Source organism: Candidatus Proelusimicrobium volucris (assembly GCF_959605025.1).
Classification (GTDB): domain Bacteria; phylum Elusimicrobiota; class Elusimicrobia; order Elusimicrobiales; family Elusimicrobiaceae; genus Proelusimicrobium; species Proelusimicrobium volucris.
Window position 1 is genome coordinate 1 of the sequence record NZ_CAUHCY010000009.1, and the last position, 17,836, is coordinate 17,836.

Below are 17,836 nucleotides of genomic sequence, written 5' to 3' on the forward strand. Positions count from 1 at the left end.
GGCAATGCGGTGAAATCGCAGAAGGTAATCAAAATCCTTATACCATAATATCGGGACGACAGATTTATGAAAAACAATAAATATATTAAGCTTTTAACGATAGTAACAATATTTTCCCTGCTTGGCGTCTGGGTGGAAGCTGCGGGCCCTTATAAAAGAGCAGGTACCAGTGCTAGTGCATTTTTGAAACTCGGCACCGGCGCGCCTGAGGCCCAGGCTTTGGGTAATGCGTATACGGCTCTTTCCAGCGGAGCGCAGGCCTTGTTTTGGAACCCTGCGGGTATAGCGACCAGCACTTCTAGAGAAATACAGGTCTCTCACATGCAGTGGTTTGAAGGCGTAGGCGACAGTGCCGTAGGGTATATACAGCCGATAGGCAAAACCATTTTGGGTGTCAGTTTAAGGTATATGCGCTTATCCGGCGATGACCTCAATGCCAGAGATCCGGAGGGTATCCCGTATAATATTACGGGTGATGCTATAAGGGACTTTGTCGCTACGGTATCTTTGGGAAGGACATTCTTTGGCGTATTGGACATAGGCGGTACGGCCAAATATATCAATGAAGACAACGTCGGCGTAAAACATATCAACCCGGCATTTGACATCGGCGGTAAGCTGAGAATATCCAACAACAGATTCGTGATAGGTGTTATGGGGCAGAACCTTGGCGATCCCGATGAAGTGCCTTCGGCGATTAGAGGCGGTGCGGCGATAAACACAAAATATTTTACCGTTTCGGGCGAAATAGTTGATTATGTAGATGATAAATTAAGATATGGCGTAGGTCTTGCAATACATATCCCCGAAGATTTGGTGCAGGTCGCTTCTTTTGATATAAGGGTAGGTTACTATAACCGCGAGAATACGGGCTGGGCGGAAGACGGCGACATAGCCGAGAAGATCGGCTTGGAGACGACTTCAAAGGTAACTTTGGGTTTCGGTTTTTACAGCAGCGAAGTGTTCGGATACGGTTTAGGGCTTGATTATACTATGATGCCTTCGGGCGCATTGGGCACGGCCCATCAATTGGCGGTTAGATTACAGTTCTAGAACTGTAAATCCGCGGGACGGCTGGTATGAAAAGAAACAAGAAAGGTCAGGCTGCGGTTGAATATATATTGACTACGGCGGCGTTATTTGTGGCATTTGTTCTTTTTTATAAATATTACAGCTGGGTAGTACCGCAACAATTTGAGCAGGGGGCGAAGATAATACTCTCTGTTTATGAGCTTGAAAATTAGTTTAAGGAAAAGATGTTTTTATATTTTCGGAGGAGTTGTTTATGATGAGAATGATTGCTAAAATGCATTTGGCTTATGCCAATGCGATTGAGACGGTCAAAAATAAAAAAGGCCAGAATACCATCGAATATTTGTTCATGCTTGGTATTATCGTAGTAGTGGTAGGTATAGTCGGCGGTTTGATTAAAACCTTTATGCCTGAGCTTTTCGACAGCGTAAAAGCAAAGATTATGGGAGAAGCGGGCAACCTGTAATTTGACGATGATAAAGAAACGTGATGGCCAAACTGTAATAGAGTTGATATTGATTCTGCCGGTATTCTTAATGATAATATTTGTCGTTTTGGAACTGGGGAATATGGCCTATCGCATGATTTTGGCGCATCACGTTTCTTATGAGCTTGCGAGGGTAGGATCTTTGGTGGGCGTTAAGAAGCACAGCGGAAATACCGACAGCCAAAGAATAAACAGTAAGATGAAAGAAGCTCTTAACAAGATGTTTGGTCAACGCGGGGCGCAGAGCATGCAATTTTCCGCGGTTTTGCAGAAGACGAGCAATGACCCTCAAGTAAAGAATCACGCCAATGAAGATTTGGTGGTAACTTTTGTGTACAAAGTGCAGTTATTGTTTCCTCTTACGAGCTATATTTTTGCCGATGAGCCCAAAAGATTGGGAATAAAGAGGATAAAAGCGACGGTAAGGATGCCGGTGGAACGGCCGTTGCTGAATTAGGCGCAAGAGCCGTATTTAAGCGGCTATTTAAGGGATAAGAAGTCAGAACGGATTTTTATTATATAGGCAGTTTTTAAAGGAGCTTTACATGAACAAAAAGAATATTATGCTTCCGGTAGTTATAGCTATAGCGGCGGCTTTAATATATTATTTTGTGCTTTATATGGCGCAGGGTAAGATAAGAGAAACTTCCAAAATGGAAAAGGTGGCTGTTGCCGCGGTTGATTTGCCCGAGGGGAAAATGATAGTAAGGGGCAATATAAAAGAAGTAGACATTCCCACTGCCTATATACAGAAAGACGCTTATGTAATATCTAGAGGGGCAAATTTGAGCGATATAGAGAATTTGGTTACCAAAGTAGCCATAGCGCGCGGCAATCAGATAACGAAGCCGTCGGTAACGAGTTTGAGCCCCGAATCGGGGATAAGTTTAAAGGTAATGCCGTCTTACAGGGCTTTTATATTGCCGGTTGATACCAATGTTTCCAGTTTAATAAAGCCGGAAGACAAAGTTGACGTATTGCTCACTTTCGACGCCATGATAAAGAATGGCGGCGGCAAGGAAAAGATGACGGCTACGATTTTGCAGGATATACCGGTTCTCGGCGTAGGCGGGAACTTGGGGCAGGGTATGGATTCCGCTTCCAGGGCGGCGAATGCCGAACGGGAAGCGAACAATGCGGCGTTTTCCGACAGGTCGGTATTAAGCTTGTCGGTATCGCCGGTGGAAGCGCAGTATTTGGCCTTGGCGCAGGAAGAAGGCGTGATTACGGTTATCGTAAGGTCTAACGGCGACAGAAAGGTATTGCCGATAGAGATATCCAGCTTCTCCAAACTGTTTAGTTAAAGGAATTTAAAATTATTTAAGGGATTATATAAATATGAAAAATCAGAAATATGTTTTAAAAGCTTTAACAATGATCTTAGCCTTCATGGCGCTGGGCATAAGCGCGGAAGCTAAGAAGACGGAGTTGGTAGCCGTCAGCGCCGACATCGTTGAGATCAGCGGTTCTTTGACGACCTCTAAGGGTTTTGCATGGAACCAATTGCTGGATTTCAGCGAGAAGGAAATTCCCGGGATATTCTCGATAGGCGAGTTTGAGAGGAAGTCTTTGCTTACGACTCGTTTAAAACTTATGGAAAACGAAGGCAAGGCGCAGATACTTTCCAATCCGAAAGTGATAGCCCGTTCCAATACCAGTGCGAACTTCTCCGCAGGCGGGCAGATCCCTTATCCCGTGGTGAGCGACAGGAACGTCGGAACGGAAATGAAGGAATACGGCGTTAAATTGGACGTAATGCCTACGATTATACCGGAAAGGAACAATATCATAATAGTACAGCTGGAGATTGAGCTTTCCAACCCGGACTATTCCAGGAGCTTGACGATAAACGGTTCTACGGTACCGTCAATGACGAAGAGGTTTTTAAGATCCGAGGTTGAGCTTAGCAGCGGGGAGACTTTGGTTATCGGCGGCTTAAAGAGCAGCACCAGAAGCGTTGCGGAAGACAGAGTGCCAATACTGGGCAAAATACCTTTAATAGGGTTGCTTTTCAGGAACAAAGACATAACCGAAGAACAAAGATCTTTATTCTTATTCATAACGGTAGAGATCGTGGAGTAATAATATGGAAGAAACGCAGGGGATATCCGGCTCACCAAGAGTAATAGCGTTTACCGGCCCGAAAGAGGGTGTAGGTAAGACGACGCTTGTATTAAACCTAGCCATAGCTTGGGCGGAAATGCAGAAGAGGCCGGTACTGATTGTACCTTTGGACCCTTTGGCTAGGCAGGAACACGGCTTTTATTTGGGGATAAGGAAACCGGTTACGGTAGCGGATCTCGTGCGTGCGTTGGGATCGGGCGCCATAGCGATAGCGGGCGGCCTTTTAAGAGGCAAGGTCTCTATGACTCAAGTGGGGGTAGGTGTTCTGCCTTTGGGTTCCACCAGGCAGGAAGTATCCTTAATATCGCCTAAGATATTGCTGCCGATGCTTTCAAGGCTGCAGCAGACTTTTGACATATTTCTTGATGTTGATTCCAGTTTCCCTATGGAATCGTTCGCTTTTGATATAGCCGATAAGATTTTTTGGGTTACGAATTGTACCCGTTCTCATTTGAATACGGCGGTATCGATGTTTACGGATTTTAAGGAGATGCATTTCCCTATTGACCGTATCGACATAATTTGCAATCAATACAATTTGCCCGGAGCGATAGATCACGAAGAAGTAAACCAATTTTTTATAAAACTCGGGCGTGAGCCGATAGTATATCTTACCTGGGAGGAAAGCGTTTTTGAATCCTCCAACAAGAGGGAGATAGAGATTTTGGTCAACCGCAGTTCTCTTTGGGTTCAGGAAGGTTTAAAGCCTATTTTGAAGGTGATAGAAGATACTCCTACGATAGAGAAGAACTGGTCTACGGTAGTGCCCGACAGTGAATTTGTTTCTGCGGCAAAGAACATATGGGAAGCTGCGACGGTGTTGACCGGCAATGCGAAAGGGCCCAACCATTTTGACGCAGGCGATACGGAACTGTCCTATTGGGACTCTTTGAAGCAACAAGTACATAAGGACGTGATTAAGACATTGGAAGTAGAGCGTATAGTAATAAGCGAGGAAGGCTCTCAGAACGAGCAAACCAGGAAGCGTGTTTCCGTAATTATAGACGAAGTTTTGCGAAAGAAAGCGAACGTACAGCTTTCCCGCGACCAAAAGATAAGGTTTATCAACGAATTATTGGACGAAATTTTGGGATTGGGGCCTTTAGAGGCTTTGATGAGGGATCCGTCCGTCACGGAAATCATGGTAAACGCTTACGACAAGATTTTTATCGAGCAGAAAGGCAAGCTGACGCTTACGCGTTATAAATTCCGCAACAATGACCAAGTGGTGCAAGTAATAAAGAGGATAGTGGCGCCGCTGGGCAGGCGTATAGACGAATCGGTACCGTTGGTGGACGCGAGATTGAAAGACGGTTCCCGTGTAAACGCGATTATAGCGCCTTTGGCGGTTTCTGGTCCTTCATTGACGATAAGGCGCTTCTCCCAGAAGCCGTTTGGGCCGGAAGATTATTATCGTTTCGGTACGATTGACAGGGATACGATGTACTTTTTGGAGAGCTGTGTTAAACTCAGAAAGAACATTATTATATGCGGCGGTACCGGTACCGGTAAAACCACGTTTTTAAACGCATTATCAAGTTACATTCCTGAGAATGAACGTATCGTAACGGTGGAAGATACCGCGGAGTTGAGACTCCAGCAGGAACACTGGGTTTCCTTGGAAAGCAGGCCTGCGAACATCGAGGGCAAAGGCGAGATAACGATTAAGGACCTTGTAAAGAACTGTCTTCGTATGAGGCCGGACCGCATAGTAGTCGGTGAGTGCCGCGGCTCGGAAGCTTTGGACATGTTGCAAGCGATGAACACCGGTCACGAGGGTTCTTTGGCCACTATTCACGCAAACACGCCGCGCGACGGACTTACGCGTCTTGAGGCTATGTGCATGATGGCAAGCGCGGACTTGCCGATATGGGCTATCAGGGAGATGATTTCCTCTGCCGTAAACTTGATAGTACAGCTTTCCAGGTTCTCCGACGGAAGCAGAAAGGTTACATACGTAACTGAGATATGCGGGCAGAAAGACGGAGTGATACAGAGCAAGGATTTATTCCGCTATGTGCAGACGGGCGTCAATAAAGAGGGCAAGGTTGAAGGCACCTTTGCGCCTACGGGCGATTTGCCTACATTCTTCCCTGAGTTTAAGGCAAAGGGTATAGATGTCCCCAAAGAAACGTTTGATAGGAAAGAGCCGACGGCAAAAACGGAAGAGGCCGCGGCATAGAAAGGACAGACGATGAAATTTCTAAAAAGGTTTTTAATAACGGTTTTGATAAGCGGAGCTTCGGGCATAGCTTTGAATGCGCAGGGTATATTTACCACGAACCAAAGCGATAGGATAGCGTGCGCGAAGGAGCGTTTATACGCTATTTACAACTTTTTGGACGCTTCCAAGCCAACCGATCAAAAAACTTTTGAGCCTGTGGCCTGCGGCAGTGGGGCTAAAGCCGTTCCAATGCCGAAATATTTGGACAAGCTGCTGCCTGAAATGGATATGAGGAGATTATGGCAAGTATCGGCAGGCGAAGGCGGCGGTATGGAGTATTACAGCGAAGCCGAGATGTGGCGCCAGCCTATCGGGCTTATCTTTAACTTTTTGGAGCTGATGGAGCAAATAAACAGCGGCGGGGCCTATACTACGGCCGATACGATAGAGCGTATAACTAAATTTAAGACGCAGATGATAGTGTATATCGACAGATTGAAGAGCCGCCCTTCAAATTATGAACTGCGCGACAGTATGGAAGGACGTGGCCGCTCCATGATAGCTACATTGGATTTGATAGATGCGGAGATGGGCAGCGTATTGGAATCTTTTAAAGTATCGCCTTGGCTGTGGCGCAATAGATTTAGAAAGGCCGTAATGGGCGTAGTGACATTATCAAACAGTCTTTATGGCGATATGGTAACGACCAAGCCATTGGTAATGCCTGACCCGAAGAGTAAGCATACCACCAATGATATAGCGATAACGATATTTATGCTGTTGGGTACGATATCCGTATTTATAAGCGGGTATATGTTAGTTTCCGATAGGAACGATCAAATATCCAAGGCTATCGGGCAGTATATGCAGAAGAGCTCTGTATGGGCAGATGATTACAGCAGGCAGTTCTTGGACATAAACGTAAAATATATAGTATTGGGGACTTTATTTTTCTTCTGCGTATTGGGTGCGCTGTTCGGTATGGGCGCAGGCGGATTTACGGGCGTATTGATGTTTGCGGTGTTCTTTGCGATGGGTTTGACCTTCGGGTTAAAGATGCCGGGGATAATATTGGGAGTACTTAAGAAACGCCGCGGCGAGAAAGTGAACGCCCAGCTGATGGACGCTTTAATATTGTTGTCAAACTCTTTAAAATCCGGTATGGATATAGTCCAGGGTTTTGATATGGTTTCAAGGGATTTAAAGCCGCCGATATCGGACGAATTTTCTTTGGTAATAAAGAACTATAAATTAGGTGCTCCGTTTGAGAAGGCTTTGGAAGGTATGGAAGACAGGATAGAGTCGAGATTGCTTTCGTATATGGTGAAGGCCATAGTACTGCAGAGGCAAGTCGGCGGTAACTTAACGAAGATTTTTGAAAGGATAGTGGAGAACATAAGGGAAGAGAGTAAACTGGAAGAGAAGTTGCAGGCGATGACGGCTCAGCAAAGGATACAGGCGATAGTGGTCGGTGTCATGCCGTGGGTGATGGTAGGCGTAATGTTTATGTTCCAGCCTGACACGATGATAAACTTTTATACTTCCACGATAGGTATAGTAGTATTGTTTATGTGCATAGTGTGGATAGGCATCGGTATAAAGTTGGTAAACAAATTAGGGGAAATAAAGGTATAAGATATGAACTTGGGCGCATATACTGTAATAATGTTGGTGGTTGCGGTGTTCGGATCGGTAGCGGTAATGGTGGCCGTATTGAGGATACTTTCCCCCTCGGACGAGAGAACCGACATAGCGGACTTGGAGGCGAAACAAATAAAATCCACATCCAGCTTTGCGAAGCTGCGCCCTCAGGAACGTTTTTTAGATCGCATTGCTCTTTTTGTATTGGAAACATTTAAGCTGCAAAAGCCGTTGGAAGAGATGTATATGCTGATGGGCAGCCCGGCCAAGCCCCAGCCCGTGGACATACTGTATTATAAGATATATTGCGCGATAGGCTTGCCGATACTCTTGATGTTGGTGTTTAAAACGCCGATACTTATAATAACGCTGCCTTTGGGCTTTTATTTGCCGGATTTGAAATACAAGGGCGAGATACAGAAGCGTCAGCAGGAGATGCTGGGCAATTTTGCGACGACGGTCGATTTGACTGCACTGATAATAGAGTCCGGATTGGACTATATGACTGCATTTGAAAGGATAATAAAGATAGCCAAGCAAAAGACCTTGCTTGAAGTTGAAATAGAGAAGACTTTAAACGAAACGAAGTTAGGGTATTCCAGGCGCGAGGCTTTGGAGCGTTTGGCGGCCAGAACGGGCGTACAGGACATAAGGTCATTTGTAGGGTTGATAGTACAATCTGACGAATTGGGAACGAGCTTGGTTGATTTGCTTAGGAATTTTTCTACGGACTTGAGGTTTAGAAGATTGAATAAGGCCGAGAAATTGGCGGCGCAAGCGTCTACGAAGATGTTGATACCGTTGTTTATATTTATATTTCCGGTAGTCTTCATTTTGATAATTGCGCCGATGGTTGCAGATTTTATGAGGGGCGGCATGCCCTTTTAAGAGGAACCGTTTATGAAAAGAATATCATTTATATTACCGATATTGGCGATTATGACGCTTAGTCTAAACGCGGCTGACAGGCCGTTAAGGGAACGCGGGAAAGAGGCCGGTATGCTGTTGGACCTGCAGAAGATATCTTTGGGTACGATTTCCAACGTGGAGCAGAAGAAGCAGTATCTCTCCACGGTACAGCTTGAGAAGCAGCGGATACAGAATTATACGCTAAGAATGGTATACGAAAACGCGTACGCTTTATACAAGCGCGGAGACTATCAAAGAGCGCACGAACTTGCCAATGTTATCTTGAGTATAGATCCGAGTCTAACCAAAGCTCAGACCTTATCAAAAGAGGCCGGGCGCATGGCGACGTACGGGACCTTGTCGGAAGACGAGATAGTAAATATGAAGTATGAAGAAGGCATAAACCTGTACAAGCACGGCAGACTGGTGGAAGCGCAGAGCAAATTTGAAGAGATATTGGTATTAAGGCCGGGCGAATCTAAGGCTAAGGATTGGGTGAGAAGGATAGAAAACGAAATCGCCGAAGAACATACCCGCCGCGGCTATTACGCTTATAAGAACGGTGATTATAATGAGGCTTTAAATCAGTGGTACAGCGTACTTATCATAAAAAAAGAGGACGCAGGCCTTACCGCGAAGATAGCGGAAGTCGAAGCGGAGATGAAGCGCGAGGAAAACGAGAAGACTTTAAATAAGGCTTTCAGCTTGTATTCGCAAGGAAAGCTGATACCTGCATATAGGGAATTTGAAAAATCTTTGGAGATACAACCCGGCGAACAGCAAACTCAGAAGTTTACTATGCAGCTCAAGGAAGAAATCGCCAAAGGTTACTTTGAAGCGGGCAATAAGGCATACCGCAATAAGAGATATAATACGGCGGTGGCCAATTGGAAGGAAGCGAAGAACTGGGGTTATGACCAAAACGATGTGGCGATGAATATCAAGACGGCGGAAGCGGCTAAGTTAAGAGCCGCGGCGCAAGCCAATAAAGTGGAAACTAAACCTCAGCCCGAGCCGCTAACTCCGCCGGTGGTGGAGCCGCAGGAGGTTCCCATACCGATGCCGGAACCTATACCTACGACCAATTTAGGCGGGGAGGATACCTCACAACCCATAGCGCAGCCTCAGGCTCCGCAAGAAATCGCCGCGAGCGATTTCCCTACGGCGACTTTAACTAAGCAGCCCGGCATGATATCCGAGGACGCAAGGCAGGCCTCTAATGAGAGATATCTTATCGGTCTTAAATATTACTCCGACGGCGATTATGAAAGAGCCAAATCGGAATTTCAGGCGGCGTTGCAGCTTAATCCGGAGAATTCGGATGCGGCTCTTGGTTTAAAGAATATAGAGGCGAAGCTGAGCAGCGGCAGGTAGGTATATGATAAAAAAAATAAGCATACGATGGTTTTTGTGGTTTTCGCTTGTGGCGGGATATGCGCTTATTTTGGGTGCGCTTTTATATTTCAATTTATTTAAGAGGGTATTTGATACCAATTTGCAAAATCATATAATTAATATCGTAAGGACGAACGCCAATGTTTTGATAGAAGGCTTGGTGGGGCGTGATTTGATTACGATACCGGAAGTGGACTTGATATCCTCATGGCCGCGCCACGACAACAGAATATCGAATATAGTCTATTTCAACGGGAACGGCACTATAAGGTGGCATAAGGATTCCGATAAGATAAGGATGTCTTTGTCGGAATATCACCGCGGCGGCAACTTGGATACCGATGCCGTATTGGAAGCCTTAAAAATGGGTGTGCCGCGGGTAATACTCAAAGACGACGGCTATTCCTACGAGATAGCGATACCGCTTAAAGCCAAGGACGGCAAAGTCGCGGGCGTAATAAGTTTTGACGTCTCCAGGGAGCAGGTGAAGTCGGAAATAAACAGGGCTTTGGTAAATTATTTGGCGGGATCAATATTGATTTTTATATTGATGGGCATTGTCCTTTATATATTCGTAATAAAGAACGTTACCAAACCGATACTTGCGCTTACCGACAGCATAGAGAATATTTCGACTAAGAGTTTTCAGCTGGACTTTATGGAGCGTAATGACGAAGTTGGCGAATTGGCAAGAGCGGTGCAAGGCTTTTTGAGCAAGGTAAAGAAAGAGCTTGAGGAACGCGAGATTTTGGATAAGAGCCGCCATCATTATGAGCAGGAGTGGTGGTCTTCTGTGTTGGCGATAACGATACCCAAAGGCAGCAGGGCTTTGGTTGTTGACGAGAATAACAATGTAATGCATGCGAACTTTGAGCTTGCGATAAAGAAAGACGGGCCGATACACTTGCTGGATATTTTTGGCGGGACTCAGCAGGATATAGTGCATATAGTGGGGCAGGCGATGGATAATCCCGGCAAGATATTCCGCGCGAAGACGCAAAGCGGCGGGCGCGCATTTGGAATAAAGACTTTGCAACTTTCTTCTAAGGGCGGGATAGTCAGGACCATAATCGTATTGGAACCGCTGTCCGCGGTAAAGAAGTAGAGGAATTTAAGGAGAATATATGAAGCTTGAAATAAAGAATATAAACTTGGGTACGGTAGTGTTCTCAGTCTATCCGCTTGTACTTTTTGTACTGAGCTTTTTAAACGCCATATTCGCTATTGGCGATTTAAGCGACTATACAATGATGCAAAAGATAATGCAGGTTGTATTATGGACTTTGGCGCAAACCTTGACGTTGGTGGTTATATCATTGGCGTTGGCGTTTGTGTACAACCTTCTTTGCGCGTTCGGCATAAGGGGTATAAGATTTGATATAGAAGAAGCCGGAGTGCCTTCCGAAGGAACGGAAGATAGTTCGGCCCAGTAATTATCAGGAGGAGTAAATTAAATGAAAATCAGCAGAATATTGACTTTCGTTTTGTCTTTAGGATTGCTTAGCGTCGGCGTCGCCAATGCGGCTCCGGCAAAAAAGGCTGCCAAAAGCAAGCCCGTAACTATAACGGTGATAGAAATGACGGGTGATGCCAACGGCGGTGAAGACGAAGCGTTAAACGAGGGGCTTAAACAATTTATCGGCGGGGAAGTCGAGATTGTAAAAGTGGATAGAGAGCAAGCTCTTAAAGACGCCAAATATAAAGGATTGAACTTGGATTATATGCCTTTGTACTTGGTAGAGAAGACAAAATTAACGGAAGAAAAATTTGCCGAACCAATAAAATACGGCCAGTTGCCTACGACCGATGATTTTATTGTTTTTGAAAAACAAACCAGAAACGGGGTATATGCCAACAAAGAAGCCGTACCCAATCAGCTTGAGATTTTTGTAATGTCTCAGTGCCCGTACGGCGTTTTGGCCGAGAACAGAATAATAGATGCGATGAAACTTGAAAGACTTCCCAAAGACGTGAACGTTAATATCAGGTATATCGTCAGCGAAGGCAGAAACGGCGAGCAGTTCAGCAGCTTGCACGGTTCGGCCGAGTGGGAAGAAAACGTAAGACAGTTGATCATCAAGAAGAGATACCCTAAAAAATTCTGGAAATATCTTGAAATAAGAAACAAAAATTATCAATCCAGCTTATGGGATCAGGCCGCAGAACAGGCCGGTATCAACCCGAAAGTATTCAGAAAATACTGGGACGAAGGCGTCGAGATGCTTAAAGAAGAAATTAAGCACAGCAATGAGTATAACGTAAACGCTTCTCCGACCGTAATCTGGGAAGGCAGAGTGGTAACCGATATGAACAGCTTGGCTTCAATCCCTGGTTTTGAGGGATTGGCTCAGACTTATGGTGCCGCACCTCAAGGAGCCCCTGCCGGACAGTGCTAAAGCAGTGAAAATTTAAAACGGATTGGGGCATAAGAATATTATGCCCCAATTTTTATAGTAGAGAATAAATACGATAGAAAAGTAATAGATATGAAGAGCGGACACCTTAGAAATACCGTTTTAGTTGTTGTTATAATAGCGGCTGTATTGCCTGCGCTGCTGATAATATTTTATATGGCGCAGGTGGGCGGTATAATGCTCAAAAACGAGCAAAGGGAGCGTTTTGAGATGTTTAACAATCGCTTTTCAAACGAGGTGTCCTCCTACATTTCCCAGAACGAGAAACTGATAGAAACTTTCCTGGAGATACGTGCCGCGGGCTATGTCGACGATGAAAACTATGCCAAATTGGTGGAAGTATTCTTGGCGAAGAATAAATCTGTTATAGGAATATCCTTCCTGGATAATAACGGGCGGGAAAATTCCTACTACGGAATGCGTCCGAAAATAAGCTATAACGACATACTGCCCGAAATATTGACAAAGACCATAGACGGCAAGAAGATTTATATAGGATCCCTAAACAAAAACCCCGCGCGCGGGATAATATCTTTGACGATGTCTTTCCCGGATAGTTATAGAGGCTTAAACAGGGCGGTGGTGGTGCAGTTCAACCTTGAGGTTTTGGCCCAGATGATAGAGCCTTCTATATCCAAAGAGGATTTAACTTTAATATTTACCAGCAACGGATTTTTGATATATTCAAGTACCGGCGGGCTAAGTACGGAACTGGACGACGCTTATGATTTACAGATAAGCCAGCTTGTTAATTTGGCCAAAAACGATAATTACGGTTTTGTTGACATTAGGGATTACAGCGGGGTACTGAGCAAGCTTCCCACCAGTGACTGGATGGTCTTTACGGGAAAGCTGAACAGCGAGCTTAATTTGCCTATAATGGTGTATTTGGAGAGCTATCCTTTATTGCTTGCTGGCGTAATAGCAGTGGCATTTTTAGTATTGTTGATTTTAAGTTTATATTTGACAGGGATAATATTGCGTCCGATTAAAGATATGACGAAAGCCGTTAGGATAGTTGAACAAGGCGATACGGATTTGCCGGTATTGCCTGCGCCGGATAATGAGATTGGCATATTATCAAAATCGTTTGCTAGGATGTTGGATACCATAAAAATACAGTTCGACGAGATGCGCCAGGAAAGGAAAGATTTGGAAGAATTAAATCAATCTTTGGAGCTGCGGGTGGGCAGCAGGACGAAGGAATTAAGGACGGCACTTAACGAACTGATAAAGAAAGAACGTTTGGCGGCGATAGGGCAAATGGCGTCGATAGTAAGCCACGAAATAAAAAATCCCTTGGCGGTGATAAAGAACGCGGTGTATTTGATAAAAGCGCGTTTGGGCGATAATGCGGAACCTAAAATATTAAAAAACATTTCCGTAATAGATCAAGAGATACAGCAGGCCAACGGGATAATCGAGGAGATTTTGGGCTATGCCAGAAGCCGCGAACAGATACTTACGGTAATAGATTTGACTTTGTATATAAAAGAGATAATGGCATCATATCCCATGCCGGGCAACATAAAAGTGGTGACGGAATACAGCCCCCTGCCGCTTCCCGTGAGGATAGATACGGAAGAAATAAAACAGGCGGTACGCAACATTATCGGCAACGCCGTAGAGGTTATGCCCGACGGCGGGCAACTGATAATAAAAACCTTCTTGGGGGAGAACTACACTTGTGTTTTAAGCATAAGGGACAGCGGACCGGGCATACCCAAAGAAATAAGGGAAAATATTTTTGCGCCGTTTTTCACCACTAAAGCGCGCGGTACGGGGCTTGGCCTGGCGGTTGTTAAGAAAGTGGCCGGGCGCAACAATGTGCAGATAGAGCTTGTAAGCGAAGAAGGGAAGGGAACCAAGATAAGCATGATATTCAAGACTCATAGGGATGAAGGAAAGTAACGATATGGAAGAGAAACAGGAAAAGATATTAGTAGTAGATGACGATGATAATTTGCGCGGCACGCTTAGCGAACTGTTGGAGATAGAGGGCTATGACGTTTACCAGGCCGGCAGCGCGAAGGAATGTATGAGTCTGGTCAGGAATGATTTTTTTAATGTGATACTGATGGATTACAATTTGGTGGACGGCACCGGTTTGGACGTAGTAAAGCAGATAAGGCAATTTAATACACAATCGCAGATAATAATGATAACGGCGCACGCGTCGTTAAACGCGGTTGTCAAGGCGATACAGGAATCGGTATACGACTTTTTGATAAAGCCGGTTGATTTCGACTATTTAAAACGCACGATAAAGATGGCTTTAGAGAAATTTTATTTGGAACAAAGCAACAGGAAACTGGTGGAGCAGTTAAAAGCGACGAATGCTGATTTGAGCAATCTCAACAGTATGAAGAGTAAATTTTTCTCGATAGTATCGCACGATTTATCCAACTCTCTTATGGCTTTGAAGATGAGCTATGATATGCTCCAAAAAACGATAAAAAATCCAGACGATAACCAAAAGAAGAAGATGCAGTATATGAATGAGAGTTTGGGGCAGATATTTCTGTTGGTGAAGGACCTGGTGGATTGGGCCGCCATAGAGAAGGGAAAACTGCGTCTGGAAAAAGCGGAATTTGATTTAACATCTTCTATACGCAGCGCTTTTGAGGTATTTAAAGAAAAGGCAAAGCTTAAAGATATATATATGAGTTTTGAGGGGGAAGAAGATATACGCGTATACGGCGACGCCAAGAGAATCAGGCAGGTAATATCGAATATAACCGAGAACGCGATAAGGCATACCCCCGAAAACGGATTGATAAAGATAAGCGTAGTGAAAATTGACGCCAAAAATGCTAAAGTGTCTGTTAAGGACAGCGGCGCGGGGATCAACCCTGAGGATACAAAGGAGCTGTTCAAAAGTTTTTATCAGAAGGGCACGGGCGGACGTTTGGGGCTGGGCCTTTCAATAGCGCAGGATATAGTTTTAAATCACGAAGGTAAGATATGGGCCGAAAGTGAGGGCGAAGGATGCGGTGCCACTTTCAATTTTACATTGCCCGTCATAAATTAGGAGAAATATATGCCAGCCAAGAAAAAAACAGTAAAAGTTCTTATAGCTGACGATCAAACTCTCTTCCGAGAAGGTATAAAAGATGTTCTTACCGGGGAGAAGTGGATAGAGGTCGTCGGTGAAGCGGCTGACGGAGAGGAAGCCGTTTCTCTTACCAAAAAGCTGAAACCGGAAGTCGTTTTAATGGATATAAAACTTCCGAAACTTGACGGGATAGCAGCTACCAGACAGATAAAGAAGAATCAGCCTGAAGTAAACGTATTGATGTTATCTAGCTTTGAGGACGAGGCTCATGTAATGGAAGCGATACAAGCCGGAGCCAACGGCTATTTGTCAAAGATGCTGCCGGCGGCGGAATTGGTAAACTCCATACGGACGTTTACTTCAGAGGGCTTGATGATACCGCAGCAGCTTATGGGTAAATTGTTGCAGGGCTTAAGAAAAATGGGCGACAGTAATACCCCCGCACAAGCCGCATTGACAAAGACGGAGATAAGGGTATTGGACTTGCTCGGCCACGGTATGAGCAATAAGGAGCTAGCTCTGGAACTTGGCTGCAGCGTCAAGACGATAAAAAATCATTTAAACAGCGCGTTCCACAAGCTGGACGTTACGAGCAGAACGGAAGCGGTGGTAAAGGCTATCAAACTTGGGATAATATCTTCCGACAGGTAAACTAAGATGCTAAAGAATGCTATAAGAACGGTAAGCAATAACAGAGGACAGCAGACGGTGGAGTTTTTGCTGATGCTGGGCTCCGTTATTACCTTCGTATTGGCGTTCATCGTTACGTTTCATAAAGAAATCGCGGGCGGATTTTTTACGATAATAGGCAGCATATTGGGGGGCTGAATGTCGTTTTGTTTTTATTCTATAAAGAACAAAAGAGCGCAGATAGTATTGCCGGCTATATTGTTGATACCGACGATATTGCTTGTAATATATCTGTTGTTTGAAACGGCAAAACTTTCCAGGGAAAAAATTCGCCATCAATTTGCGTTGGATACGGCGGCGTTTACGGAGCTTACGTCGGCTTCTCAGTATCTGAACGCGACGGCGTATTTAAACGGGGCGTTCCCGTTTAGGATTTTTAGGGAGAATTTGGCTCCGGAGGAACCGGCTTTCCCGCTGAAAGGGCAAGAGAATAAAGAACTCAGCGTGTATGAACTGTTTTATAGGGGAGGCGCTTTCCCGGCATTGGGTGACGCCGGAGAGTGGAACAGCGAACCTAAAGACAGCGACACCGAATGGGAATTGAAATTTTATACTGAAGAATCCCCCGAGCGTTCGTCGTGGAATGATGCCGCGCCTCCGAGTATCGACGAGGACACCTTCTTTCCGGTAATGTCTAAGAAATATGCCGACGAATATTCCATCGGCTGGAACCCGGACGCCGTAAAACTGTATATATTGGTATATTATTTTGTTAGCCAAATATACGAGGACCAAAAGAGTGTTTATATGCGTTTGAGCAAAGAGGGGGAATTCTTCCGCAAAGGATACTATCTTAACGCCGGCGACTGCAAAATGAGCGAATGCGGAAGAGAAGGCGCAAAAGTTTTTAAGAGTTATATAGCCGATACCGAACCGGTATATATAAAGAAAATAAAATTCTACTTTGTTAACCCAGATGACGGCACCGAGGACGCTAAGGAAATACAGTTTGACTTGGAAGAAGAAAACATGATGGACGGGCGATTGTTTCAATATGCCAATGTCGGACGCAGCTATTTGAGTAAATTAAAGCGTTTGTATAAGGGGTTGGATATAACGCAAGAGTTTAAAGCGCCAAGCAACTATTTCAACGTTAATTTAAATAAGTTTAATCCGCGCAATCACGTTAAGGTGGCGCTGCAATGCACTAAGGAGGATAACAACTGCGTGTGGCCCAATCCTACGCCCAAATATCAAGTGAGGATATTTCCGTGAGAATATTTGACAGGATAAGAACCAAAAAAGGACAGGCGACTACGGAAGTTGTATTATTGTTTCCGATATTCTTTATATTGACTTTGTTTATTATAAAGATATACGGGTTGCTGATCATAGTCCAGAAGACGGAGATAGCCTCTTTTTATGCGGCGCGCCGTTGGCAGCTGGAAAGCCACCGCGCGGTAAAATATGCCGACGGTTGGGATAATATGTTTTTAAAGAGAGACATAGAAAAGAAAGTAAGGGAATATATCGGTTTTAATAATGCGGCTATGCGCAAGTTTTTGTCTTTAAAGAGCGTAGATCTTGAGGTAGAACGCACAAACGTGTGGAATAATATGACTTTAAAGGTAAGCACTTATCCACCCAATATACCGTTTTTATGTTCGTACGATATAAGACAAGTGTGTAAGAAGCCTTACGGTCTGGCGTGCGAGCGCGGTTATAATTTTATATGCAAGCGCGGTGGCTCGATAGAAGTAATCAAGAGAGTTCCCAACAGGGATAGGCCCATATCGTTTAGATTGCCGATGTCCAATCCGAACTGATTTGATTAAATTGCCGCGGTTGACAAATAATAGGTTTGTTTGTAGACTTATTATAAGTACATTCGTGCTGAAGATAGCTCCGTGTTTGAGGATATTCCGGCGGTAATGGGGTATCGGTCATCAGGGGCAAGATTTTTTGTATTAAGAATTTAAATTTTA

General features: G+C 44.7%; 19 protein-coding genes. All 19 read left to right on the top strand.

The features are described 5' to 3' along the window. The first annotated feature begins 66 nt into the window (after positions 1 to 66). A complete protein-coding gene (locus ACQY3M_RS07025) occupies positions 67 to 1,053 on the top strand; it encodes a UPF0164 family protein (RefSeq protein WP_428067066.1) in 987 nt (328 codons plus the stop codon). A 26-nt stretch (positions 1,054 to 1,079) separates the two neighbouring features. After that, positions 1,080 to 1,244 (top strand): hypothetical protein, encoded by a 165-nt coding sequence (locus ACQY3M_RS07030; RefSeq protein ID WP_428067067.1) that lies wholly within the window; start codon positions 1,080 to 1,082, stop codon positions 1,242 to 1,244. A gap of 41 nt (positions 1,245 to 1,285) precedes the next feature. Beyond that, complete coding sequence (locus ACQY3M_RS07035; RefSeq protein ID WP_428067069.1) at positions 1,286 to 1,498, top strand: class III signal peptide-containing protein; 213 nt, start codon at positions 1,286 to 1,288, stop codon at positions 1,496 to 1,498. 7 nt (positions 1,499 to 1,505) lie between these two features. After that, on the top strand, positions 1,506 to 1,976 hold the full coding sequence (locus ACQY3M_RS07040) for a TadE family protein (protein ID WP_428067070.1): 471 nt from the start codon (positions 1,506 to 1,508) through the stop codon (positions 1,974 to 1,976). An 88-nt stretch (positions 1,977 to 2,064) separates the two neighbouring features. Beyond that, on the top strand, positions 2,065 to 2,823 hold the full coding sequence (cpaB, locus tag ACQY3M_RS07045) for a Flp pilus assembly protein CpaB (protein ID WP_428067072.1): 759 nt from the start codon (positions 2,065 to 2,067) through the stop codon (positions 2,821 to 2,823). Positions 2,824 to 2,857: 34 nt separating this feature from the next. Next, positions 2,858 to 3,601, top strand: coding sequence for a hypothetical protein (locus tag ACQY3M_RS07050; protein WP_428067074.1), 744 nt, complete (start codon positions 2,858 to 2,860; stop codon positions 3,599 to 3,601). A gap of 4 nt (positions 3,602 to 3,605) precedes the next feature. Continuing rightward, positions 3,606 to 5,825 carry an ATPase, T2SS/T4P/T4SS family gene (locus tag ACQY3M_RS07055; RefSeq protein WP_428067075.1) on the top strand — a complete coding sequence of 740 codons (2,220 nt, stop codon included), beginning with the start codon at positions 3,606 to 3,608 and terminating at the stop codon, positions 5,823 to 5,825. Between the two features lie 12 nt (positions 5,826 to 5,837). After that, a complete protein-coding gene (locus ACQY3M_RS07060; RefSeq protein WP_428067077.1) occupies positions 5,838 to 7,442 on the top strand; it encodes a type II secretion system F family protein in 1,605 nt (534 codons plus the stop codon). Between the two features lie 3 nt (positions 7,443 to 7,445). Then, on the top strand, positions 7,446 to 8,336 hold the full coding sequence (locus ACQY3M_RS07065) for a type II secretion system F family protein (RefSeq protein ID WP_428067079.1): 891 nt from the start codon (positions 7,446 to 7,448) through the stop codon (positions 8,334 to 8,336). Positions 8,337 to 8,348: 12 nt separating this feature from the next. Then, a complete protein-coding gene (locus ACQY3M_RS07070; RefSeq protein WP_428067081.1) occupies positions 8,349 to 9,731 on the top strand; it encodes a tetratricopeptide repeat protein in 1,383 nt (460 codons plus the stop codon). A 4-nt stretch (positions 9,732 to 9,735) separates the two neighbouring features. Beyond that, positions 9,736 to 10,857 (top strand): sensor histidine kinase, encoded by a 1,122-nt coding sequence (locus tag ACQY3M_RS07075; protein ID WP_428067083.1) that lies wholly within the window; start codon positions 9,736 to 9,738, stop codon positions 10,855 to 10,857. 19 nt (positions 10,858 to 10,876) lie between these two features. Next, positions 10,877 to 11,185, top strand: coding sequence for a hypothetical protein (locus tag ACQY3M_RS07080; protein ID WP_428067084.1), 309 nt, complete (start codon positions 10,877 to 10,879; stop codon positions 11,183 to 11,185). Positions 11,186 to 11,206: 21 nt separating this feature from the next. Further along, a complete protein-coding gene (locus ACQY3M_RS07085; RefSeq protein ID WP_428067086.1) occupies positions 11,207 to 12,148 on the top strand; it encodes a hypothetical protein in 942 nt (313 codons plus the stop codon). 90 nt (positions 12,149 to 12,238) lie between these two features. Next, entirely contained in the window at positions 12,239 to 14,077 is a 1,839-nt protein-coding gene (locus ACQY3M_RS07090) for an ATP-binding protein (RefSeq protein WP_428067088.1), read from the top strand. A 4-nt stretch (positions 14,078 to 14,081) separates the two neighbouring features. After that, the gene (locus ACQY3M_RS07095) at positions 14,082 to 15,197 is read left to right on the top strand and encodes an ATP-binding protein (RefSeq protein ID WP_428067089.1); all 1,116 of its coding nucleotides are present in this window, start codon (positions 14,082 to 14,084) and stop codon (positions 15,195 to 15,197) included. Positions 15,198 to 15,206: 9 nt separating this feature from the next. Beyond that, positions 15,207 to 15,872 carry a response regulator transcription factor gene (locus ACQY3M_RS07100; protein WP_428067091.1) on the top strand — a complete coding sequence of 222 codons (666 nt, stop codon included), beginning with the start codon at positions 15,207 to 15,209 and terminating at the stop codon, positions 15,870 to 15,872. A 6-nt stretch (positions 15,873 to 15,878) separates the two neighbouring features. Further along, complete coding sequence (locus tag ACQY3M_RS07105; protein ID WP_428067093.1) at positions 15,879 to 16,049, top strand: hypothetical protein; 171 nt, start codon at positions 15,879 to 15,881, stop codon at positions 16,047 to 16,049. Beyond that, a complete protein-coding gene (locus ACQY3M_RS07110; protein WP_428067095.1) occupies positions 16,050 to 17,126 on the top strand; it encodes a hypothetical protein in 1,077 nt (358 codons plus the stop codon). It begins immediately after the preceding gene. Further along, positions 17,081 to 17,677 (top strand): TadE family protein, encoded by a 597-nt coding sequence (locus ACQY3M_RS07115; protein ID WP_428067096.1) that lies wholly within the window; start codon positions 17,081 to 17,083, stop codon positions 17,675 to 17,677. The genes ACQY3M_RS07110 and ACQY3M_RS07115 overlap by 46 nt, the downstream gene beginning before the upstream one ends. Positions 17,678 to 17,836: the final 159 nt, after the last annotated feature.